The sequence below is a fragment of the Pseudoalteromonas ulvae UL12 genome, from assembly GCF_014925405.1.
Classification (GTDB): domain Bacteria; phylum Pseudomonadota; class Gammaproteobacteria; order Enterobacterales; family Alteromonadaceae; genus Pseudoalteromonas; species Pseudoalteromonas ulvae.
In genome coordinates this window covers 257,982-278,632 of sequence record NZ_AQHJ01000027.1, presented here as the reverse complement: position 1 = coordinate 278,632, position 20,651 = coordinate 257,982, and the positions used below count along the sequence as shown (strand labels likewise).

Here is a 20,651-nt window from a genome sequence, read left to right as displayed (position 1 = left end):
ACCATGAATTCATTCATTAAAGTTACCAATATTATGTGTGTCTTCTTAATGGTTGGCTGTGGAGGCGGTGGAAGTGAAAGCAGCCAGCCTGTTGCAACGGCGCAGCCGCCGAGTGCTGGCACCGGTACAACTTCCCCTGAACCAATCAAAACACAAGATTTAGTCGCCAGCCAGGAGTTTGATTTTTCGACCCAAACCGAGTTGGTGGTTGATGTTTCGTTACCAGAGTTAACACAGCGCAGCTTTTTAAATGTCTGTTATAGCGAACCCACCAGTGAGCGGATTGATTACAATAACTGTGTACTTCGTGTTGCGTTACTTGATGGGACATTACGAAAAACAGTGACCCTTAATCAGGCCAATCAAACGCTATTGGCAGATATCTGGACTGTGTCAGCCTCATCAGAGCCTTTACAATATCAATGGCAAAATCAAAATGGTTCGGATAGCGCGATTTTTGAGATCCGCTAACAACGTACTTGATTTAAATATGGCACTCGCAAAATGATAAAGGAGCTTCGGCTCCTTTTTTAGTTTAAACCAGTCGGCGAAGTGAGCGACAAAGCACGCGCATGTCTGGACAAAGCATAGTGGTCAATTTAATCAATCGAACATAAAAACTTGGCCGCAAAATTGCGTTATCAAGGTAAGAGAGGTGAATTTAGAGATAAAAATCTAATTTTGCAATCATTATTGAGTTGAAAACGCAGTTTGCTTTGCAAATTGCAAATAAGGGTCACTTTTCATGGTTAGAGAGCAGATAAAACGACTGATTTACTTAGCACTCTATGCGCTATATAGCAGGATCCGCTTAATGATCCTGCCAATGATAGTGGTGCCTTCAGTCGTGATCCTTTCTAGCTTAATGGCTGAAAAGCAATACGTGAATCATGCCACCGTGTTAATCGAAGAGTCGGCGCTTTTAAATCCCTTTTTGGATGATTTGTCTTTTTCATTTGAATTAAGTGACCGTATGGACGCGCTAAAAACACTGATCATTGGCCGTAAAGTGTTATCTGAAGTAGCCAAGCAATCAGGTTTAGTGGACGAAGGTGCGTCAGAGCTCGAGGTGGATGATATGCAGCGTAAATTGGCACAAGGTTTGTCTTTGTCACTGGTGGGTGATGAGTTAGTGAAAATTTCATTCAAATGGCCAGTCAGAGAGCAAATGAAGCCCGTGTTAGAAGCGGTGGTCGAACAGTTTATTGAGCGTTTACTTGCGCCAACTAAAACATCACTTGATACCTCTGAGCAGTTCTTTTTACAGCAGCTCGAAGTGTTAAGAGGAGAGCTTGAGTATTCGGAAGATATGCTGTCTCAGTTTAAAAGTACTCACAGTGATACCTTGCCACAGCTATTTAGTGCCAATCGCGGCGCATTGGATGACTTAGAGCGGTTACGCAGAGAAAAGTCAGTGAGTTTAAGTGGCGCGAAAGGTCGCTTGGAAGCGTTAGCAAAAAAATTGAGTAAAACCAATCCGGTGCTGGGAATTTTAGAAGATAAAATTGTTAAGATTGAATCTGAAGTGGCGTTATTACGCACCCGCTATACTGATCAGCACAGTCAAATCCAAGCCAGATTTCGTGAACTTGAGCACTTAAAAGAGCGTCAAGCTCAATTAATGTCTAGTAGTAAAGATTTAGATACCAATGACATGGAAAAGTTATGGCAAATGGCCAATACCTTACCGGCACATCAAGGTGTCGCGGGCGAAACGAATTTGTTGGTATCGCAACTAGTGGCACTTCAAGAAGCGAAAAATAATGTAGAGCAACAGCAGCAAGAACTCGATATGTTGGTTGGTCAAATAGCATCAATATCATCACGCTTATTACAAACGAATGATATTGAAAAAGAGCTGCGTAAACTTGAGCGTGATTACGATGTGAAGCAATTGCTTTATAAAGAAATGCTCGGTCGTTATGAAATGGCCAAAGTAACAGGCAAGTTAGTCCGTTATGAAGGCCCAGATAAAATAAAAACGATTGAGCGTGCATTTAGTCCGACCCACGCCATCAATACCCCTATTATTCTGACCATTATTATCGCGTTGATTTTAGGCATTGTTGCTGGGATTGCGGTGATTTTTGTCAGTGTCTTGCTTGACAGTGGCGTTAAAGATGTCCGCACTGTCGAACAACTTACCGGTGCAAAAGTCTTAGCAGTCATGCCGCTAATGGCTGAGCCTGCATATGACAATCTGAATCAAACAAAACATGATTTTGCTGAAAATCTAAGTCGAGGTAACAATGATTAATGTAATGCAATTGGTGCAACATTTTACTGTAATTGGTGGTTTAGAAAAAATGGTGGTGGAGTTAAGTCGAAAGAGCGCCCATCGGCAAAGTACACATCTTGTTTCGTTATCAGATAAGCACAGTGATTTGGCAGAGTGTTGGCCTGACCTTTATCATAATGCTCATGTCACATGTTTGAACAAACCAGATGGTATCCAGTGGTCTGTGGTTAAACAATTAGTTGAGCATATCGACCAACATCAGATTGACGTCATTCACAGTCATCATATTGGTCCAATGTTGTACGCTGCTATGGCTATTAAGCAACGTCCGCACGTTAAGCATATCACCACAATTCATGATGCATGGTACCTACAGCAATGGCGTTATCGTTTGATGACGTGGGCATTGTGTAAATTTACCGCCATGAATGTGGTTGCTGATGCACAAGCTGTGGCGCAAGAAGTCAAACGTAAAGTGCATCATAGTGCAGAGCAAGTGATTATCAATGGTATTGATAGCGTGCAATTTAGCCCGATTAATCAACAGTATGCGCGCTTTCAATTGGGTCTGCCAAATCATGCCCGTATTGTCGGCTGTGGTGCACGATTAGAGCCTGGTAAAGGTCATCAAGACTTAATTGCCCACTTGACTCAGCTACCTCAAGACGTCCATGTAGCGTTTGCCGGTGAAGGGAGCTTAAAAGCTGAATTAATTCACATGACCGATCAATTAGGATTAAGTAAACGGGTTCATTGGCTCGGTATGGTCAAGGAGATGGAGGTGTTTTATTCAGCGATTGATGTCTTTTGCTTATTTTCACAACGAGAAGGTCTGCCGCTGACACTACTTGAAGCATTAGCATGCAATACCCCTGTTGTTGCAAGCAATGTAGGGGGGATCAGCGAAATCGTTGATCAGCAAGCGGGGATACTCATCGCGCCCGATCGAGCCGATCTTCTGCCAGAGAGTTTAGAGCAAGCTTTTGCTTTAAAACAATCAAAAACAATTCGTGCCAACAACTTGACCCAAGTGTGTTCGAGTTTAATGGCTAAACGCTATGATGCGCTTTACCGCGCGCTTGTTGTGTGAGGTGAGAAGATGACTTTACTGTTGATTTTTACCGGCTTAATGGCTGGTGTGTTTGTTTATCATCATGTTATTTATCCTCGTTTAATTACGGTATTAGGCAAACGTTACGGGGTGCAAACACAGCCAGATGCAGACACCGAAAAACCACGAATAGGTGTGATGATTTGCGCCCACAATGAGCAAGCATTTATTGCTCAAAAGTTGTTTAATTTATCGGCTCTTGATTATCCAGCAGACAAGTTTGAAATACAGCTTGTCCTCGATGGTTGCACGGATAAGACCGAACAAGAAGCGAGTCGAGCCATTCGGCAGCTTCATATGCAGAATATTTGTGTTCAGGTACATAAATTTGAGCATAACCGCGGAAAGATTGCCGGGGTCAACTACTTGATTGCGGAATTTAAACATCAGTACGATGTGCTAGTATTCACCGATGTTAGCGCAATAATGAGTGTTGATGCGATGTCGCGCTTGGCGCTGCATTTTAGTGATCCTCTGATTGGTGTTGTATCGGGTATTTATCAGTTTTATCAACAAGAGCAAGGCTGCCAGCAGGCTTATTGGCATTATCAAAATAAATTGAAAATGGCCGAATCTAAACTCGGTGCTGTGATTGGTGTGCCCGGTGCAATGTGCGCCATTCGCAGTGAGCTCGTACAGCCAATTCCACAAAGCGCCATTAATGATGATTTTATCTTAGCGATGCAAGCGCTGTGTGAAGGGCACCGCGCAATCGTTGATGCAAGTCTACATATTGTAGAAATGGAAACGGATGACCAAGCAGCCGATTTTGCTCGTCGAGCGCGAATAGGGGCAGGTAATTTTCAGCAAATCTTTATTTTGCGTCATTTGATGAGCTCTAAAAATGTCTGGCTGAGCTTTAACTTTTTATCTCATAAAGTATTACGGGGCTTGATGCCGCTAGTGGTAATCGCTGCGATTATCACGATGGCGCTGGCCGCTATCATTGAAAATCATCTTTTTGCACAAGGCTGTTTAGTCGCCTTGGGTGCCTGTTTGTTGGTCGGTGGAATTAAGAAATGTTGCGGTGTATCTAAAGTGATCCCTGTAGTTGATCAGGTTAATTATGTCTTGCTCAGTTACGCAGTGGCATTTATGGGTATAGTTAAATTTTGTCTTGGTGGGTTTAAACAACCTTGGCGTAGAGTTAATCAAACACAAGCAGTTACCAATCAAGTAAGTGAGGGTCATCGCATGGTTAAAAGTATTAAACGTAGCATTGATATCGTCGGTGCATTAGCTGGTATTTTGTTAACTAGTCCAATTATGTTATTGGCCATGATAGCCATCAAGTTAGACTCAAAAGGGTCGGTTTTTTATCAACAATTGCGTGTCGGTCAAGCCGATGAGCACTTTGTTGAATTGTTTTATGTTTATAAGTTCCGCAGTATGTTTATCGATGCTGAAAGCCGTTCTGGAGCCGTGTGGGCCACCAAAGGTGACCCAAGAATTACGCGTGTAGGACGTTTTTTAAGAAAGACTCGTATCGATGAATTACCCCAGTTTATTAATGTACTTAAAGGCGAAATGTCGTTAATTGGTCCACGCCCTGAGCGTCCTGTTTTCTATAATGAACTTGAAACCAATATTCCGTATTTTAGTCTTCGCACATATGGTATTAAACCTGGTATTTCTGGACTTGCACAAGTGATGAATGGTTATGATGAAAACATGGAAGATGTGAAGCGCAAAATTGGTTGGGATTACGCTTATGCGCTGGCACTGACTTCACCAAAACAATGGTTAAGCATGGAGCTGATGATTATCGCTAAAACTATCCGCATTGTTTTGCTAGGCAAAGGCCAATAAGTGAACAGTAAGCTGTCTGCATTGCATATTGCAATAGCGTGTTAAATACGTAGTTGCAATATGCAAAAAATGAACGCTTAAATTTATTAATTAACTGATTTTAATAGCTAATATTTATTGGCATCGATCTTGGACTAACCCAGTAACTCGGTTACTTTTTTAAGGTGAGTCCCATGTCTACATCATTAACTACTCATATTTATGACAACACCCTTGTGGTGGCGTTACCCGCAGATTTCTCTGGTATGGCAGTGGAGCATTATCGGGATCAATTTGATGAATTGCTTAATGCGCCGCAATCTCATTTGGTGCTCGACTTTTCTGATACCGATTTCATTGATTCGTCAGGCATCGGTGCGATGGTGTTTTTATACAAACGCTTAGCTCGTAAGGGGATGTCGTTAGAGCTGTTTAAAGTCCGTGGTCAGCCTCACAAGTTGATGACCCTGCTACGTGTTGATAGAACCATTGGGTTTATCGACCAACTTAAAAGCGCGTAATAAGGAGGCTGGCTATGAAACATTTTATTGCTGTCTCACTAATTTCATTAGTGGCTGCTGGGTGTACTAGCTGGCCAGACGAAGGACAGGGCGGCTGGGCTGAACATTATACACCGCAAGGCGTCACCGTTGATGAAGCTTGGCACTATCAAACGTTACACCAAGTTGAAAATGAGTTTGAACATTTATCACTGAAGTTAGAAATGTTAATCACTCAAGGTTTAGGTGATTGCATGCCAGCTCAGCTCTATCAAGCAAATTTGATGAGAAACAGAATTAAACGTGAGCTCACCGCCAATATGGTCATAGATGCACAAGCAGATTTAAGTGTTTGGTATCACCAGCTCAACCAATTAGATCGCCACTTCAAGTATATCGTGGCCCAAACACAATGCGCCAGTACCAAGCAGGCATCAGAGCAATCTAGTTTATTTACACGCATTGAACAGTTGCTCAATAGCGATAACCAATTTGCATTTAATAACTTTCAGGTCACACCAAAATACATGACGGGTCTGGCGCAAGCTGCAGAGCTTATCAAAATGGCACCTGAACTGAACATTTTGTTGGTAGGCCATGCTGATGCCCGTGGTCAACTAGTTGTGAACTATGAATTAGCGTTTAAACGCGCTGAGCAAGTGAAATATTGGTTGATGATGTACGGCGTGCAAGAAGCGCAGTTAACCACGCTGACACAAGGCGCATTATCGCCTTATCAACAGACAGAACAAACGGCAGCAAGTCAGCATTCAGATCGCAGAGTGAACGCGTATTTGCTCACCGATGGCAAAAAGTTTGTCAACCAACAGGGCCTCACTGATGAAAAGAAAGTTTCGTTGAGCCAGTGGACCGATCACCTTCAGTTAGATAAGGAGTAAATGATGAAACCATTCATAAAGACACTTTGTTTGGTCACGCTTAGCTTGCTGATGAATTCAGTGATGGCACAGACTGCTTCTGCTGAGAACGCCGTGTCCACGCAACCTTCTTTAGAAGCCGATAAAAGCGTCATGCAAACAGAGCAAGAACGCGTCATTGAGGTGGGTAATAAACTCTTTATTTACGTGCCAGGTGAACCGCAATTCGAAACGTTATTTGAGGTGGATGATAAAGGCGACATTAATCTACCAGAAATTGGCAAAGTGAAGTTAGCTGGGAAATTACCGTCTCGCGCACAAGCAGAACTGAAATTACGCCTTGCAGGTGTCTATAAAGCGTTATCACGTTTTTATATTGAAGTCCGTTCACGTGATTTATTAATCAACGCCTTAGGGTATGTGAATACACCGAGTCAAATCAGTATTCCTGAGTCAGGCAATGTGCAAATGGTGATCAGTAAAGCGGGTGGTCTCAAAGCAGGCGCACAGCTTGACCGTTTACAAATTCGTCGCGGCGAAGAGCGGATTATTTTTAACTATAAATCCTATCTCGATAGCGGTGATAGCCGTATTTTACCTGAGCTTAAAAGTGGTGACACTGTGTTTGTGCCAGTCTCGCCATTGATTGGCAATGTACAAATTGACTTTGACGCACAGACCTTAAGTGCAGCCGGAGATGGGACCAGTAAAGAGTCGATTACCTTATTTGGTGAGCTGCATAATCCAGGCACCTTTTCATACAAAGAGGGCATGAGTATTGTTGAGGCCTTAATGCGCGCAGGTGGGGTCACACGTTTTGCTGATGTAAATAACATTCGTGTGATCTTAAAAGGTGAACCTATCATGTTTGATCTCAAACAGTACCTCGATTCAGGTGATGACAGTGTTTTACCTGAAATGGTCGCGGGATCAACGATTTATGTGCCTATTATGGTTGAGGATGTCAAAGCCAATGCCCGTACTGTCTACATTATGGGGGAAGTACAAAAACCCGGTGCTTATGAAGCACCAGAAAACGTCAGTTTTTTAGATATTTTAGCCAATGCGGGCGGGCCGACTCGGTTTGCCGAAACCCGTCAAATTAAAATTTTAACCAGCGCGGGTGAAAATATTTTATTTGATTTATTGGCATACAGTGAAGGACTACTCAATGATTCTGTGCCAACCGTGCGCCCTGGTGATGTGGTGTTTGTGCCAGAAAAAACTGATATCAATGAAAAAAGCTGGTTAAAAGTGCCTCCCACTCGCGCAGTGAAAATTATTGGTGCGGTGCATAGTCCAGGGCGCTATGAGTGGAGCAAAGAAATGGACTTTACTGATTTATTTGCTCATGCCGGAGGACCAACAAAAGGAGCCAATGTGAATGACATTAAAATTATGCGCAAAGGCAAAGTCACAGCCAGTTTTAGCTTAGAGTCTTATGCCAATTCGAGTGATGGTAGCTATACATTGCCGGAGATTTTGTCTGGCGACACGGTGATTGTGGAAGAGTTACCGCATGACCCAAAAGACAACAAGTCACAATGGATTAGACAAGATGCGAAAAATTCGATTTATATCTTAGGACAAGTAGGCGCGCCAGGTCGGTATGCATTTACTGAGCAACTTAATTTCATTGATATTTTGTCTGCTGCAGATGGTCCTACTGAAAAAGCCGATATTCGAAATATTCGTATTACCCATCGTAATGATAATAAAGCCCGTGTCAGCAAATTAGATTTAGCACTGTACTTTGAAACCGGCGATGAAACACTGTTTCCTAAAGTTTTACCGGGTGACACGATTTTTATTCCTGAAAAAAGCAAAGATTGGCTAAGTAAACCCAAAGAGCAAGTCGTTCGCATCATGGGAGCAATTGAAAAACCTGGCCGTTATAGTTTTGATGATTCGATGACATTACTGGATATTTTAGCAGAAGCGGGGGGGCCTTCGAGTCAAGCCATGATTGATAAAATTATTGTGATTAACCACTCATGTTGTAAAGAACAATCACGTCGCTTTGACTTGGAAAAATTTGTTAAAAAACCAAATTCAGCCAATATCCCGGTGTTACGTGCAGGCGACACTGTGTATATCCCAAGCGATAAAGAAGATTTAACCAAAGTGGCAAAAAATTCATTCTTAGATGTATTAACCATCGTTGCATTGTTGGTGGGCTTATGAAAATTATACCGAAGCATTATCAAGAAATAGAAGAGCTGTATAAGCAAGTGCGCAGTGAAAATGCCCACTGTATTACACTCATTTCAGCCAACGGCCAAGAAGGCACCACCTCATTAACACTGTCACTGGCTGAACGTTTGATTGATGCACAAAAGAATGTATTGGTCATCGATTTGAATCACTGTCAGCCTTTTAAACTCGATTACTTTGGTGTTGAAGCGCCTAAACAGTCGTGGTGTTTCGAAGATATAAGCTGTCAGACTAATGTGATGACAGTCGATAATCTCGATTTACTCAGTGTGCAAAGTCTCGATCAATTGGCTGAAATACGGGATCCGGTGATATTACAAGAGGCGATATTTAGACTGCGCCAAGAATACGACTATATCTTGATTGATATGTCACCAGCGCTGCGTGTAAATCGGGCAAATGTGCCTTTACATGTCATTGCAACTTGCACTGATTTAACCTTAGTGTGCGTCGCACTTGGCAAAAATACAGAAGAAGATATTTGTAATACTCAGCATATGCTGCAAAAAGCTGGTTTGAATAAAAGCTACTATATTTTACAGCAGCAATATTTACCGCCCCTCGGGCCTTTGTTAATTCAAACCATACAAGAAAAGTGTCTTCGCTTTCCAAAGTTAGCCCAATGGTTATTAAAACAAGTCCGTAATAAAGCATTTTTATTTCGCTGCCCATAAGCTCAGGTTGATTTAAGGAGATTCAAATGGCCACTTTATTTCATCGTCGTTTTAATTTGATTTGGCCAGCTGTGAGTCAGATCAGGCAAGCCTTACTACATGTACTGGGTGGATTATCAGTCGACGAAAATGACATTGATAGTGCAGGTTTAGTGATGACGGAGTACTTAACGAATTTATTGCGCCATTGCAGTGGAGAAGATGAAGCGATCACCTTAGTGATCAGTGAAGAACAAGGAGACATTAATGTAATGTTGATTGATCCGACCCCATATTTTAAGTTGATGTGCAGTGAAAAAGAAGGGTGGCAAGTGCACAGTGGCGACCTCGTTGAAGGAGGAATGGGACTGGCATTAATTCGACATAGTTTCCCGGATTATCAGTATGTTAATCTAGATGGAAAAAATCAGTTTAGCTTTAGTGTCTCTAAAAATACGAATAAGAAAAAGGTCGTGCTTTTAGATGATGATCTCACTTTATTACCCTTGTTAAGTGCCTATTTAAGCGAACGTTACTCAATAAGTGTGTTTAGCGAACCCGATGAGGCACTTCATTATTTAAAACACAGCCAAAATGATTTATTGATTACCGACTTTAATTTCCCAAACACAACGGCTATCGAAGTTATTGAGCAAATTAGAGCTTTTAAAACGTGTACAGAAATGGCCATTATTTTGATGAGCAGTGATCATCAACCTGAAACGATTCACCAAGCGAATCAATCATATATTGACGACTACTTATTAAAACCATTACTGAAAACTCAACTCCATTTAGTCTGCGATCGGGTGCTTAAACGCAAGCAGCAACAAGCAATGAAACAGGCACAAACCAGCCATAATGAAGCCTGTAAACACCAAATGATTAATAGCCAGCTAACGATGTGGCCGTTTGGCAGTGTGGTCAGTGGTAATGGTGGTGATTTTTTACTCCTTAAAACAGATAAAAAACACAGCATCTTAATTTTAGCCGATGTGATGGGCCACGGTTTAGCAGCTAAAAAAGAAAGTTACGCACTTAAAGGGTTTATTCAAGGGTTTTTAGGGGCTGTTTCCACTGATATAGCAAAAATGATGAATGCGCTCTCACACGCCATTTATGAGGAAGAATTACTGCAAGCCAGTTTAGTGACTTTAATTGTTTTACAGATTAATGAGCGTTGCATTAGTTGGATTTCTGCGGGTCACCCGTTGCCTCTCGAAGTGGATAAACATCATAAAGGACATATCTGGGGGGACAGTCAACCTTTGTTAGGCTTAAGCTCAGATCATTGTTATCAAATAACGCAGCAGCACCTGCCTAATGGGCATCACTTGTTACTTTATACTGATGGTTGGTTTGAAAATGCTTCTAAAGAACAAACGGCCGAAAAACAGGTTTTTGAGATTGTTCAGCGGATTGGCCCCTCAGATTATGGTCATAATTTTGCTAACGCACTGTGGAAAAACAGTTTTCCTAATTTGCATCAAGAGATTGACGATTCTTCACTTGTGGTACTTAATTAGGAGGAGGGTCTCAAAAAGTGATAAAAATAATAAAGGGAGTGATGAATGACAGCAAAGGTGTTAATTGTAGAAGATACCGAATCGTTGGCCTTGATGTATCAATCCTATTTAATTCCAACTGGCACAACGAGCCATATTGCTAACACAGGACAAGCGGCGCTGGATTTTTTAGCCACGCATACTCCCCAGTTGATCATTTTGGATATTATGTTGCCAGATATGAATGGCATGGATATTTTAGCCTCTTTACCAGACACTGATGAGCGGCCACAAGTGGTGGTGTTAACTGGTCATGGTAGTAAAGAATTAGCAGTGCAAGCCATTCGCCTTGGCGCGACTGATTTCCTCGAAAAACCCATCGATGCAGAGCGTTTTCGCGTCACAGTAAATAATGCTTTAAAACTGAAAACGTTAACTGAAAAAGTCAGCAGCTTTCAAAACCAATATAGCAATGGCCGCTTTTGTCAGTTGGTTGGGAGCTCGCCAATTATGCAGTCTGTCTATCAGATCATCAACAGTGCCGCAGCCAGTAAAGCAACGGTTTTTATTACCGGTGAAAGTGGTACAGGTAAAGAGCTATGCGCCAGTGCCGTTCATCAATGCAGCCCCAGAGCGAAAGCTCCGTTTATTGCCCTCAATTGTGCGGCCATTCCTAAAGATTTAATCGAAAGTGAAATATTTGGCCATGTTAAAGGTGCGTTTACAGGTGCGACCAATAACCGCGAGGGAGCGGCAGGTCAAGCGAACGGGGGGACATTGTTTTTAGATGAAATCTGCGAAATGGATTTAAAACTACAAAGTAAACTACTGCGCTTTATCCAAACGGGGACTTTTCAAAAAGTGGGCAGTGAAAAGCTCGAGTCCGTCGATGTGCGTTTTGTATGTGCTACCAATCGCGATCCTCTTTTAGAAGTGAATGAAGGGCGCTTTAGAGAAGATTTGTTTTATCGTTTGCATGTAATACCCATTGTTTTACCCGCGTTGCGTGAGCGTGGACAGGATGTGATTGAAATTGCAGAATTTTTATTTAAAAAAATCAGTAAAGAAGAATCAAAAGACTATCAAGGTATGGCGCCGACCACGCGTCATTATCTAGTCAACTATGATTGGCCTGGTAATGTGCGACAGCTAGAAAATGTGGTCAGAAATACAGTTGTTTTAAACGAGTCAGGCTGGATAGAAGTGACGATGTTGCCACAATTACAGCATGGTAATATCATCAATACGGCAACGCAAGCGCCCCTTAGCGCAACCCCTGAGCCATCAAAAAGAGCCCGTTTTAGTGATGGCGATGCGCAAATAGAGCCGCTTTGGCTAGCCGAAAAACGTTATATAGAACAAGCGATAGCCGTCGCCAATGACAATATTCCTCGTGCTGCAGCAATGTTAGAAGTCAGCCCATCGACGATTTATCGTAAAATGAAACAGTGGCAAGAAATGTCAGTTTAACCGCTGGCATGTTAGTAAAAGGCACCAACGGTGCCTTTTTTAATCGGTGATGTGTGTGCTGGTTAATCGATTAGCCACTTTTTCAAGGGCTTTGTGGTAGCCTTGTTGGAGTTGTTTAAATTGCGATTGGCCGCAAAAATCACGATTGACCTTTGTATGCGCAGCCAAAATTTGTTGCTGCTTGACTGGTTCCGCTAAATAAAACCAATGTAATAACGCATTTTTTAAACAGGACGCCCCAAACCCTTTGCTAATTTGACCCGTTTGATTGTTCTCGATAATCGTTGGGATTGCACCTACAGGATGGCTGATGATGGCGACGCCATTATTCATTGCTTCCAAAATAACCATTGGCATGCCTTCTTCGCGGGAACTGACGATGAGCACATCCAATTTTGGCCAGATTTCATCACTGTTACATTGACCATGGTAATGAACACTGGGCACGGATGTAATTTGCTCTTTGAGTGGCCCATCTCCAAAAATATGGAATGAAAACTGCGGCAAATACTGGCACGCCTGTGCTAATGATAAAAACACGTCGGGCCCTTTTTCACTCGATAGTCGGCCAACATAGCCAATATTGATAACGGATTTTAAAGGCTGATAATGTAGGGTTCGAGGGTTAATAAAGTTAGCTATCAAGGTGGCTTGATGCACTTTTTTGGCGATGGGCTGCGAGACGGCAAAGTTGACGGATAAGATGCTGCTGATCCGGTCAAGCAAGTTGTAATATTTCACTCGGCCTAAGCCTATTTCTCCAGCATGAAAAGTAGACACAACGGCTTTACGCTGTATCAAACAGGCAAGACGGCCTAAAATTCCTGCTTTATAGCCATGAGTATGTACCACAATAGGCTGAGTTTGTTGCTTAAGATACTGATATAAAGCTCTAAACGTCCCCAAAAGTACAGTAAAATTGATGTTATGTTGTTCGAGCTGTTGATAAAATTGTTGGTTATTATGCTGTTGATAAAAGAGCACTTCAAACGCAACGTTATGGTGTACCAGCAATTGTGATAGCTGCACTAAATGTGACTCAATTCCGCCAAATAGACTAGAATCAACCAATAGAATTATACGTGTTTTCATATTGATACCTCGGATAAAAACAGGAGTACAGAATGTTTGAACAAACAATCGTGCAACAACTTAAAGTGGATGTCGGTGACGAATTATCGAAAAGTTTGATGAATGTGTTTATAAATGAAAGTACGAAAATTGTTGAACAGTTACTGGCATTACCCATTGATGACCAGCAGGTTATTTTACTTAGCCATAGTTTAAAAAGTTCAGCCAAAACATATGGCGCGCTGATTCTTGGCAACCTTTGCGAACAAATTGAAATGAGCGCAAAAGCAGGTAATCGCGATGCATTGGCCCAAGCTATGGCGACTCTACCTGATATTGCTAACAAGACGTTTTCACAAGCCATACAGTTCACCTGAGCCTCTAATGAAGGGTTTGATTACTTAAATCATGTGAGTTGATATAGTTGGGTTTTAGAAATTGCGAGAGTACATGATTCAAGGTGTTTAAATCATGAAGTTGCTCATTCTTAGGATTATGTTGCTCGGTATGCTCACGCTGGTCTATGAGCGAAATCGCGTCAGTGGTGATGGTAATATCATTAAATTGAAAACCAAGTAATTGGCTTAGCCATTCTTGGGTTGAAAGAGGTTGCAAATCTGCGACACTTTGCTCTTTTGCGACGTTTTCAACAAATACACGACAAGCAAGGGTTTTTTGCAGAGCCTGTTGAATGTTCGGTACCAACAAAGGAGGGAGCACACTGGTTAAGACGCTGCCAGGACCAATAAAAACATAATCTGCATTTAAAATAGCTGATGTCGCTTGTAAGGGAGCAAAGACAATGTCGTTGAGCGCGACTGTTTCAGGTACTGTTTTAAGCGCATCGATACTGCATTCTCCGAGTACTCGCTTGCCGTTGGCAAGGGTTGCCACTAAATCCACAGGCGTGTCACTCATGGGTAAAATGGTTTGTTCAACACCTAATAAATGACAAAGCCAAGTAATTGCATCGGTGGGAGAAGATGAAATTTGCGTCAGAGCAAGCAGCATTAGGTTCCCTAAACTGTGACCTGACAGTTGGCCACAATGCTCGAAACGTTGTTTGGCCATCACCGCCAGTAAGTCGTTATCCTCTGCAAGCGCGAGGATACAGCGGCGAATATCGCCAAGCGCAATAACGTTATTGTTTTTGCGAATCTCTCCTGTACTACCACCATTGTCTGTTGTGGCAACAATGGCCGTAATGTCGGCGTTTAAAGGTTTTAAAGCTAATAGCATTTGGGCTAGGCCATGGCCGCCGCCGATACAGACTATCTTCATGTGAACTCCCTTAAGAGACCAACTTCGACTCTCTTGTTTTAACTCTTAGAAAAATTAATCAAGCTTTAGGCCAAGTTCAGGAGTTTATTCAAATCTGTTGGTTAATTTCTTTGAATAATGTCTTAAAAAATTGTTTTATAAGGTAATCTTTTCTAAATTTAATCTTTAATAACTCAAAAAATTAAACAAGTAAGCACAAGAAGGCTGCTTGTTAGTGATTAAATTTTGCAATTTGCAAAGCATTAAGCACTCAAATGGAGTCATGGTGATGGAACAGAGTTTCACTACTCAGTTTATTTTTAGTTTGTTGGATGATATGTGCGCGGCTCGCAATAATGATGAAGCTTTGTTGAGTTTAAAAATAAATTTGCATGCATTGTTGCCCTGTCAAAGTATGAGTATTTTGGCGTTAGCTGCCGATCAGCAGCTCAATACGCTTATTTCTACTGAGTCAGCCTATACCCAATTGACTTGGCCTATTTGTGAGCTTTTTGAACGGGCTTTTCATGAAAAAGTGGTGGTCATTGATGATGTCACACAAGACTTGGAGTTTATGACTCAGCCTGAAACGATAAGAAACGATTGGCAAAAGGTATTGATATTTGGTCTTCATTTTGCTGATCACAAAGGCATCATTTTATTTCACCTTTCCCCTGATAGCACCTTGAGCTTAATCGATCGTTCCAAATTATTGGCACTTGAAGCCGTTTTTAAAAGTTTATTTTTACAAGTTCAACAACAACATGCTTTGAGTTTGCTGGTTAAAGAGCGTACGTCGGCATTAAAAAATAGTGAGCAGCGATTTAAAACTTATGCAGAGCTTGCGTCTGATTGGTTTTGGGAAATCGATGACGAATTAAAGTATGTCTATTTATCGAATAGTGATAATGAGATTAAGCACAATAAATATCAACATTTTTTAGGGAAAACGCCGGTCGAGCTTCGAAGTCAAAATGAAAGTACTCAATTAAAAAAATGGGGGCATTTTTTACATATTTTGAATCAGCGTGAGCCGGTAATCGATTTTGAGTACGAAGTAAAAGGTGCACATGGGCAAGACTTTTGGATTTCACTCAGTGGTCGTGCGCAGTTTGATGAACGCGATCAATTTTGTGGTTATTTAGGCATAGGCAAAGATATTTCGTATATCAAGCATCGGGAGTTTGAAATTCAAGCCGCAAAAGAAAAAGCTGAGCAAGCCAGTGCGGCTAAGTCTCGCTTTCTTGCTGTGATGTCCCATGAAATTCGCACCCCAATGAATGCCATTATAGGTATGCTTGAATTGCTTGAAGACACGGGTGTGAATGAACAGCAGCTAGAGTATTTAGAATATATTCGTAGTAGTACCGGGTTATTATTAACAGTTATTTCAGATACGTTGGATTTTGCAAAGATAGAATCCGGCACCATCGAGTTAGAATCTAATGTTGTTAATCTTGAACGATTGATAAACAACATCACTAAGCAGTTTGAAACGCAATCAGTGAAACAAGGTTTAGCGTTTAATGTATCGATATCATCATCAGTACCGACTTTAATTATGGGTGATGCACACCGCCTAGCTCAGGTATTGTTTAATGTGCTCGGCAATGCTTTTAAATTCACTCGCCACGGGTCTGTGTCGCTTTGCGTAGATAAAGTTGATCAAGATATCACTTTCACTATTCGCGATACGGGCATAGGAATGAATGCGTACACTATAAGCCAATTGTTTAAACCTTTTACACAAGCTAATTCATCAAGTCAGCGACGCCACGAAGGCGTTGGGCTTGGATTAAGCATTGCCAAGCAACTGTTGAATTTGATGCAAGGTGATATTCAATGTCGGAGTGAGTTGGGACAGTTCACGGAGTTTTATTTTTATTTACCCTACCAGGCCGCCGAACAATCTGACTCACCCAATAAGAGTCTTGCGGAGCAAAAGGTTGCTCGATTGAGTATTTTGGTGGCCGAAGATAACTTAGCGAATCAGATGGTGATAAAGGCTTTACTTGAGAAGCGGAATCATCATGTCACACTGGCTGAAAATGGCGAGGTGGCGGTAATCTTATCTAAGGCGCACTCTTATGATTTGGTGCTAATGGATATGATGATGCCAGTGATGGATGGCCTTACAGCGACAAAACTGATTCGTGAAACATTTACTGACGTGCAATTACCCATAGTGGCGTTAACGGCCAACGCGAGCTTGGCGGATAAGCAGTTGTGCTTAGACGTGGGTATGAATGACGTGCTTACTAAACCTGTTGATAGCCGATTGTTAGCACAGAAAGTCGCTCATTATGCCAAAGCGCACTAACGGCTTTATACACTCATTCAAGCAATTTTTAGTACAACGAAGTTACTGCAAACTTCTGAGTTTTAGTCCTAACTCGGTCGAATAGCCCATAGAATGGCCAATGATCCGTTGTTCTTTGTCGAGCACATAATAGGTCGGATAAGCTGAGATATTAAATTGTTGTTTGAGCGTGTTATTACCCAGCAAAATGGGCATGGATAAGTCAAGTTCTTCCACAAACTGACTCACTTCTTCGGTGTGTTGGTAATCTAAGGCTATCATGATCACATTGAGTTTTTGATTATCTAATGTATTTAGATTACTGGCGCTGAGCTTACAGACTTGGCACCAAGGTGCAAAAAAATAAATAATACTGGTTTTTTCGGCTAGCTCTTTACTATCGAACCACCTTGTTTGCTGTAATTGCGGTAAATGAAACGATGGGGCCAGTGTGCCTGTTGTGATTAAATGCCGTTGTTGGTAGGAACTAATCGCGTAATAAATTATGACTCCAATCAGGCACTGTCCGAGCCCACGGAGTATTTTTTTTAAGGTCACAGATAAATCGTTTTTTTTACGCAGAGTCATCGTTAATTGGCTTTCATTTTTTTAAGTTGTTGTTTGAGTTGTAATGCAGCGAGTGCATACCCGCCATTGGCGCCATCAACAAAGTGAATGTGATCTTTGTCGTAATCGTTAACCATGCAAGTGATGAGTGAGGCATGACTTTGATGGAGGCCAAAAGCGATGTGATTATTGTTTTGATACTCTAACAACAAGCTTTTTAATTGCTCTCCTTGCTGGTGGGTGCCAGAAATAATCATCCTTAATGTTTCATCAAATTTTTGAAAATCAGAATTAATCACTAAACGATGCTTATAGGCTCCCCAATCCGTAGCGTCTGTTATGACGTTGTTCTTCATTACATAGATACCAATCAGTCGAAGGTATTGTAATTTCAAAAAATAAGATATTTTTTGCCATCCGTTTGCAAGGCGGTTTCGGATGCGACTTTCGATGGATAATAGCTTAAATGAGTGGGTGAGGGATAGGCTATTTTCGCGAAGGGGGTGATAGTGCTGCTCCGAAATATAGATGCGGCGAATATGGGCAATGATCTCTTTGTAGAGCTGGTTTTGGTCAGCGTGTTTATCTGTGACTTGGATCAGCAAGCTAATGTTTTCTTGATGGGGTGTTGGCACTTCATTCCAGCGACATTCAAATCCTTCAAATAACGAGTGATTTTCTGGTGCATCGCCATCAATTAAATAGGGATTATTATCTGTTGAGTCTTTGATGAGCTTTTCGGCTGTGCCTAGCCCTTCTGCGCTAAACATGGCTTGTTGGAAACTCGAATGGGGTTGATATTTTGCGACCAACACGTCTGCATTCATTGCCCGAAGCGTCCCAATAGGGACAAGTCCAGTTCGTAATGTTAAGCCAAATTGAGTACGGGCTAATTCTTTTGCGGCACACAGTGCTTGAGTGACTTGTTGAATACAACTATCAGGAAAGCATAATGTGGCGCCATCTCCGCCAAATACATAGGGTACGCTGAGTGGTTTTAGGTTATTGAGCAGTGCGACAATTGAAGCCACGCCGACAGCATTGACCTCTTTATAGCGACCTTGCTCAATGGCGTGAGTTGAGCCTTCTACATCGGTCACCACCACACTCCAATTATCAGGAAGGGGCTGGTAATAGCGTGTGTCAGTTAGATTTTCAAAATTAGAAAATCCAGTGAGCTGTTGATAAAAATGATCAGTGTCTTGCACGATAGACCTTATGATTAAATGAGTCACCCAAATACACACTATAAACAACTCACTGCCAGAAGCGAGGTGAATTAGCTATTTCTCAGTGTCGCGATAAAACAACAAGGGAATAAAAACCAAATCGGCATTAATCAAGCTCTAAAAACAAAACCATTAAAATCAGTGGGTTAAAATTTATATGAAAATCTTTTGTGGTTTTTTCTTGAAAAGATAATGCGTGACCATATTAAGTTTATTGAAGGCGCCTGATGGGCCTTTACCATTTCCAACCAAAAGTAATGGTTAACAATATTATGCCAGTTCATTGTGAATGGCAGAAAATTTTATATCGCTTTATATGAGGATATCATTATGCGTACAGTAGATTTATCACCACTTTATCGTTCATTTATTGGATTTGATCATTTAGCATCATTGATGGATGCAGCAGCAAGAACCGACAAGCAACCGAGCTTTCCTCCTTACAATATTGAACTGATCGCTGAAGATAAATATTTAATTACCATGGCCGTGGCAGGTTTTAATGATAATGAACTACACATTGAAACCGAAAACAATACCCTTAAAGTCACGGGTGTGAAAGCGGACAAAAACGCCGATAAGCCAGAGCGCAACTTTATTCACCAAGGGATCGCAGAGCGAAACTTCGAACGTAGATTTCAATTAGGTGACCACGTAAATGTCGTGGGGGCTAATTTAGAAAATGGCTTACTTTATGTTGAATTAGAACGCAAAATTCCAGAGGCACTTAAACCTCGCAAAATAGCCATAGGCACAAGCAAACTGCTTGAAAACGTCAATTAAAAGCTCAATATATCAGTCATTTTTCCCTGAAAACGCTCATCTTTGATGGGCGTTTTTTGTCTTAATCTGAGTTAAATATGGCTAAAAACTTAAATTGAACCAGACTTAAACTAATTTATTGTATTAATTTAGGTTTCATATGGTATCTAAGCCTGCAATTTGTATTACCACTTATCAGCGAGAAGCGCTACTCGCGACTCTGTTGTCGTCTTTATCGACACAATCAGTCAAGCCATATCAGGTCATTATTACTGATAATGCAGCCAATTCTTCAGTCACTACTGTGGTCGAGCGATTTGCTGACTCTTTAGCTATTACCCTCTGCCATGAGCAACAACAAGGCGTTGTGCATGCGCGAAACAAGTGTTTGGAGAGCTTTCTCGTGACTGATGCGGATGCTTTGGTGTGGATTGATGACGATGAATGGCCACAACACGATGATTGGTTGGCTAATTTATTGAAAACACAGGTTCAAACACATGCAGATATTGTGTGCAGTGATGTGCTATCAACTCCTGAAGATCCGAGTAAGCAGTTTTTAGTTCATGCACTCTATCCAAAGCCAATGGCGCAATCTCAAGGCGAAGAAGTTCGTTTTTTTTATACCAATAATACACTACTAACACGTCGTGTGATTGAGCAAGTCGGCATGTTTGATTTACGATTTAATCAAACGGGGTCAGAAGATTACGACTATTGTTTACGGACAAAACAGCTCGGTTTTAAAATTGCCTATGCCCAAGATGCAAAAGTCATCGAGTTACACCCTGAGTCGCGAAGTCACCTAGGTTGGTTTGCATTACGTGGTATTCGACTTGGACAGGGCGCGACACGGGTGATGCTTAAACAACATGGGCTGCTTAAAAGTATTTTATTAACACCGATTTATAGCGGTTATCGATTTTTAGATGCGTGTAGGCTAGCCCTTAAAGCCTTATGTTGTGCTGATAAGGGACTTGGGTTTGCTGCGACGCTCCGATTTTGCTCGTCTTTTGGCACCGTACTGGGTTTATTTGGAATGAAATATGCTGAATATAAGCCCAGTGAAAAAACATCCTTGTCTGAGTAGACATTATCTTGATAT

General features: G+C 41.6%; 18 protein-coding genes. 14 read left to right on the top strand and 4 right to left on the bottom strand.

The window, feature by feature from the left end:
- The first annotated feature begins 3 nt into the window (after positions 1-3).
- The 10 genes from PULV_RS09345 (at position 4) to PULV_RS09300 (ending at position 12,358) form a co-directional block, all read left to right on the top strand.
- Positions 4-471, top strand: a complete 468-nt coding sequence (locus tag PULV_RS09345) for a hypothetical protein (protein ID WP_193331545.1) — start codon at positions 4-6, stop codon at positions 469-471.
- A 343-nt stretch (positions 472-814) separates the two neighbouring features.
- Positions 815-2,257: a GumC family protein gene (locus tag PULV_RS09340; protein WP_176365165.1), complete on the top strand. Its 1,443-nt coding sequence runs from the start codon at positions 815-817 to the stop codon at positions 2,255-2,257.
- Positions 2,250-3,329 carry a glycosyltransferase gene (locus PULV_RS09335; protein WP_227009379.1) on the top strand — a complete coding sequence of 360 codons (1,080 nt, stop codon included), beginning with the start codon at positions 2,250-2,252 and terminating at the stop codon, positions 3,327-3,329. Before PULV_RS09340 ends, PULV_RS09335 begins: the two co-directional genes overlap by 8 nt.
- A gap of 9 nt (positions 3,330-3,338) precedes the next feature.
- Positions 3,339-5,159, top strand: a complete 1,821-nt coding sequence (locus tag PULV_RS09330; protein WP_193331544.1) for a sugar transferase — start codon at positions 3,339-3,341, stop codon at positions 5,157-5,159.
- A gap of 173 nt (positions 5,160-5,332) precedes the next feature.
- Positions 5,333-5,659, top strand: coding sequence for an STAS domain-containing protein (locus tag PULV_RS09325; RefSeq protein WP_086743792.1), 327 nt, complete (start codon positions 5,333-5,335; stop codon positions 5,657-5,659).
- 14 nt (positions 5,660-5,673) lie between these two features.
- Complete coding sequence (locus PULV_RS09320; RefSeq protein WP_193331543.1) at positions 5,674-6,537, top strand: OmpA family protein; 864 nt, start codon at positions 5,674-5,676, stop codon at positions 6,535-6,537.
- 132 nt (positions 6,538-6,669) lie between these two features.
- The gene (locus PULV_RS09315; protein WP_086744003.1) at positions 6,670-8,700 is read left to right on the top strand and encodes an SLBB domain-containing protein; all 2,031 of its coding nucleotides are present in this window, start codon (positions 6,670-6,672) and stop codon (positions 8,698-8,700) included.
- Positions 8,697-9,404, top strand: coding sequence for a tyrosine-protein kinase family protein (locus PULV_RS09310; protein WP_193331542.1), 708 nt, complete (start codon positions 8,697-8,699; stop codon positions 9,402-9,404). The genes PULV_RS09315 and PULV_RS09310 overlap by 4 nt, the downstream gene beginning before the upstream one ends.
- Before the next feature lie 26 nt (positions 9,405-9,430).
- Positions 9,431-10,909: a SpoIIE family protein phosphatase gene (locus tag PULV_RS09305; RefSeq protein WP_193331541.1), complete on the top strand. Its 1,479-nt coding sequence runs from the start codon at positions 9,431-9,433 to the stop codon at positions 10,907-10,909.
- A gap of 45 nt (positions 10,910-10,954) precedes the next feature.
- Positions 10,955-12,358 (top strand): sigma-54-dependent transcriptional regulator, encoded by a 1,404-nt coding sequence (locus PULV_RS09300; RefSeq protein ID WP_086743788.1) that lies wholly within the window; start codon positions 10,955-10,957, stop codon positions 12,356-12,358.
- Between the two features lie 39 nt (positions 12,359-12,397).
- Here PULV_RS09300 and PULV_RS09295 read toward each other — a convergent pair whose 3' ends face one another.
- Positions 12,398-13,450 carry a glycosyltransferase family 4 protein gene (locus PULV_RS09295; protein ID WP_193331540.1) on the bottom strand — a complete coding sequence of 351 codons (1,053 nt, stop codon included), beginning with the start codon at positions 13,448-13,450 and terminating at the stop codon, positions 12,398-12,400.
- A gap of 32 nt (positions 13,451-13,482) precedes the next feature.
- Between PULV_RS09295 and PULV_RS09290 the strand changes: the two genes are divergently transcribed.
- A complete protein-coding gene (locus PULV_RS09290) occupies positions 13,483-13,806 on the top strand; it encodes an Hpt domain-containing protein (protein WP_193331539.1) in 324 nt (107 codons plus the stop codon).
- Positions 13,807-13,810: 4 nt separating this feature from the next.
- Here the strand turns inward: PULV_RS09290 and PULV_RS09285 are convergent, their stop codons facing one another.
- Positions 13,811-14,710 carry a gluconeogenesis factor YvcK family protein gene (locus tag PULV_RS09285; protein WP_193331538.1) on the bottom strand — a complete coding sequence of 300 codons (900 nt, stop codon included), beginning with the start codon at positions 14,708-14,710 and terminating at the stop codon, positions 13,811-13,813.
- A 268-nt stretch (positions 14,711-14,978) separates the two neighbouring features.
- Between PULV_RS09285 and PULV_RS09280 the strand changes: the two genes are divergently transcribed.
- Positions 14,979-17,009, top strand: coding sequence for a hybrid sensor histidine kinase/response regulator (locus tag PULV_RS09280; protein ID WP_193331537.1), 2,031 nt, complete (start codon positions 14,979-14,981; stop codon positions 17,007-17,009).
- A gap of 42 nt (positions 17,010-17,051) precedes the next feature.
- Here the strand turns inward: PULV_RS09280 and PULV_RS09275 are convergent, their stop codons facing one another.
- Positions 17,052-17,576, bottom strand: a complete 525-nt coding sequence (locus tag PULV_RS09275; RefSeq protein ID WP_193331536.1) for a TlpA family protein disulfide reductase — start codon at positions 17,574-17,576, stop codon at positions 17,052-17,054.
- 2 nt (positions 17,577-17,578) lie between these two features.
- Complete coding sequence (locus tag PULV_RS09270) at positions 17,579-18,763, bottom strand: DUF3095 domain-containing protein (RefSeq protein ID WP_193331535.1); 1,185 nt, start codon at positions 18,761-18,763, stop codon at positions 17,579-17,581.
- 351 nt (positions 18,764-19,114) lie between these two features.
- Between PULV_RS09270 and PULV_RS09265 the strand changes: the two genes are divergently transcribed.
- Both PULV_RS09265 and PULV_RS09260 read left to right on the top strand, forming a co-directional pair.
- Entirely contained in the window at positions 19,115-19,567 is a 453-nt protein-coding gene (locus tag PULV_RS09265; RefSeq protein ID WP_193331534.1) for an Hsp20 family protein, read from the top strand.
- Between the two features lie 139 nt (positions 19,568-19,706).
- Positions 19,707-20,636 carry a glycosyltransferase family 2 protein gene (locus tag PULV_RS09260; RefSeq protein WP_193331533.1) on the top strand — a complete coding sequence of 310 codons (930 nt, stop codon included), beginning with the start codon at positions 19,707-19,709 and terminating at the stop codon, positions 20,634-20,636.
- The last annotated feature ends 15 nt before the right edge of the window (positions 20,637-20,651 follow it).

What these genes read in the sequence shown, in the direction of transcription:
- PULV_RS09265 (WP_193331534.1), top strand. Translation starts at nt 19,115, where the DNA reads ATGCGTACAGTAGATTTATCACCACTTTATCGTTCATTTATTGGATTT.
- PULV_RS09320 (WP_193331543.1), top strand. Translation starts at nt 5,674, where the DNA reads ATGAAACATTTTATTGCTGTCTCACTAATTTCATTAGTGGCTGCTGGG.
- PULV_RS09325 (WP_086743792.1), top strand. Translation starts at nt 5,333, where the DNA reads ATGTCTACATCATTAACTACTCATATTTATGACAACACCCTTGTGGTG.
- PULV_RS09260 (WP_193331533.1), top strand. Translation starts at nt 19,707, where the DNA reads ATGGTATCTAAGCCTGCAATTTGTATTACCACTTATCAGCGAGAAGCG.
- PULV_RS09295 (WP_193331540.1), bottom strand. Translation starts at nt 13,450, where the DNA reads ATGAAAACACGTATAATTCTATTGGTTGATTCTAGTCTATTTGGCGGA.
- PULV_RS09330 (WP_193331544.1), top strand. Translation starts at nt 3,339, where the DNA reads ATGACTTTACTGTTGATTTTTACCGGCTTAATGGCTGGTGTGTTTGTT.
- PULV_RS09310 (WP_193331542.1), top strand. Translation starts at nt 8,697, where the DNA reads ATGAAAATTATACCGAAGCATTATCAAGAAATAGAAGAGCTGTATAAG.
- PULV_RS09285 (WP_193331538.1), bottom strand. Translation starts at nt 14,710, where the DNA reads ATGAAGATAGTCTGTATCGGCGGCGGCCATGGCCTAGCCCAAATGCTA.
- PULV_RS09275 (WP_193331536.1), bottom strand. Translation starts at nt 17,576, where the DNA reads ATGACTCTGCGTAAAAAAAACGATTTATCTGTGACCTTAAAAAAAATA.
- PULV_RS09340 (WP_176365165.1), top strand. Translation starts at nt 815, where the DNA reads ATGATCCTGCCAATGATAGTGGTGCCTTCAGTCGTGATCCTTTCTAGC.
- PULV_RS09335 (WP_227009379.1), top strand. Translation starts at nt 2,250, where the DNA reads ATGATTAATGTAATGCAATTGGTGCAACATTTTACTGTAATTGGTGGT.
- PULV_RS09290 (WP_193331539.1), top strand. Translation starts at nt 13,483, where the DNA reads ATGTTTGAACAAACAATCGTGCAACAACTTAAAGTGGATGTCGGTGAC.
- PULV_RS09315 (WP_086744003.1), top strand. Translation starts at nt 6,670, where the DNA reads ATGCAAACAGAGCAAGAACGCGTCATTGAGGTGGGTAATAAACTCTTT.
- PULV_RS09305 (WP_193331541.1), top strand. Translation starts at nt 9,431, where the DNA reads ATGGCCACTTTATTTCATCGTCGTTTTAATTTGATTTGGCCAGCTGTG.
- PULV_RS09280 (WP_193331537.1), top strand. Translation starts at nt 14,979, where the DNA reads ATGGAACAGAGTTTCACTACTCAGTTTATTTTTAGTTTGTTGGATGAT.
- PULV_RS09300 (WP_086743788.1), top strand. Translation starts at nt 10,955, where the DNA reads ATGACAGCAAAGGTGTTAATTGTAGAAGATACCGAATCGTTGGCCTTG.
- PULV_RS09345 (WP_193331545.1), top strand. Translation starts at nt 4, where the DNA reads ATGAATTCATTCATTAAAGTTACCAATATTATGTGTGTCTTCTTAATG.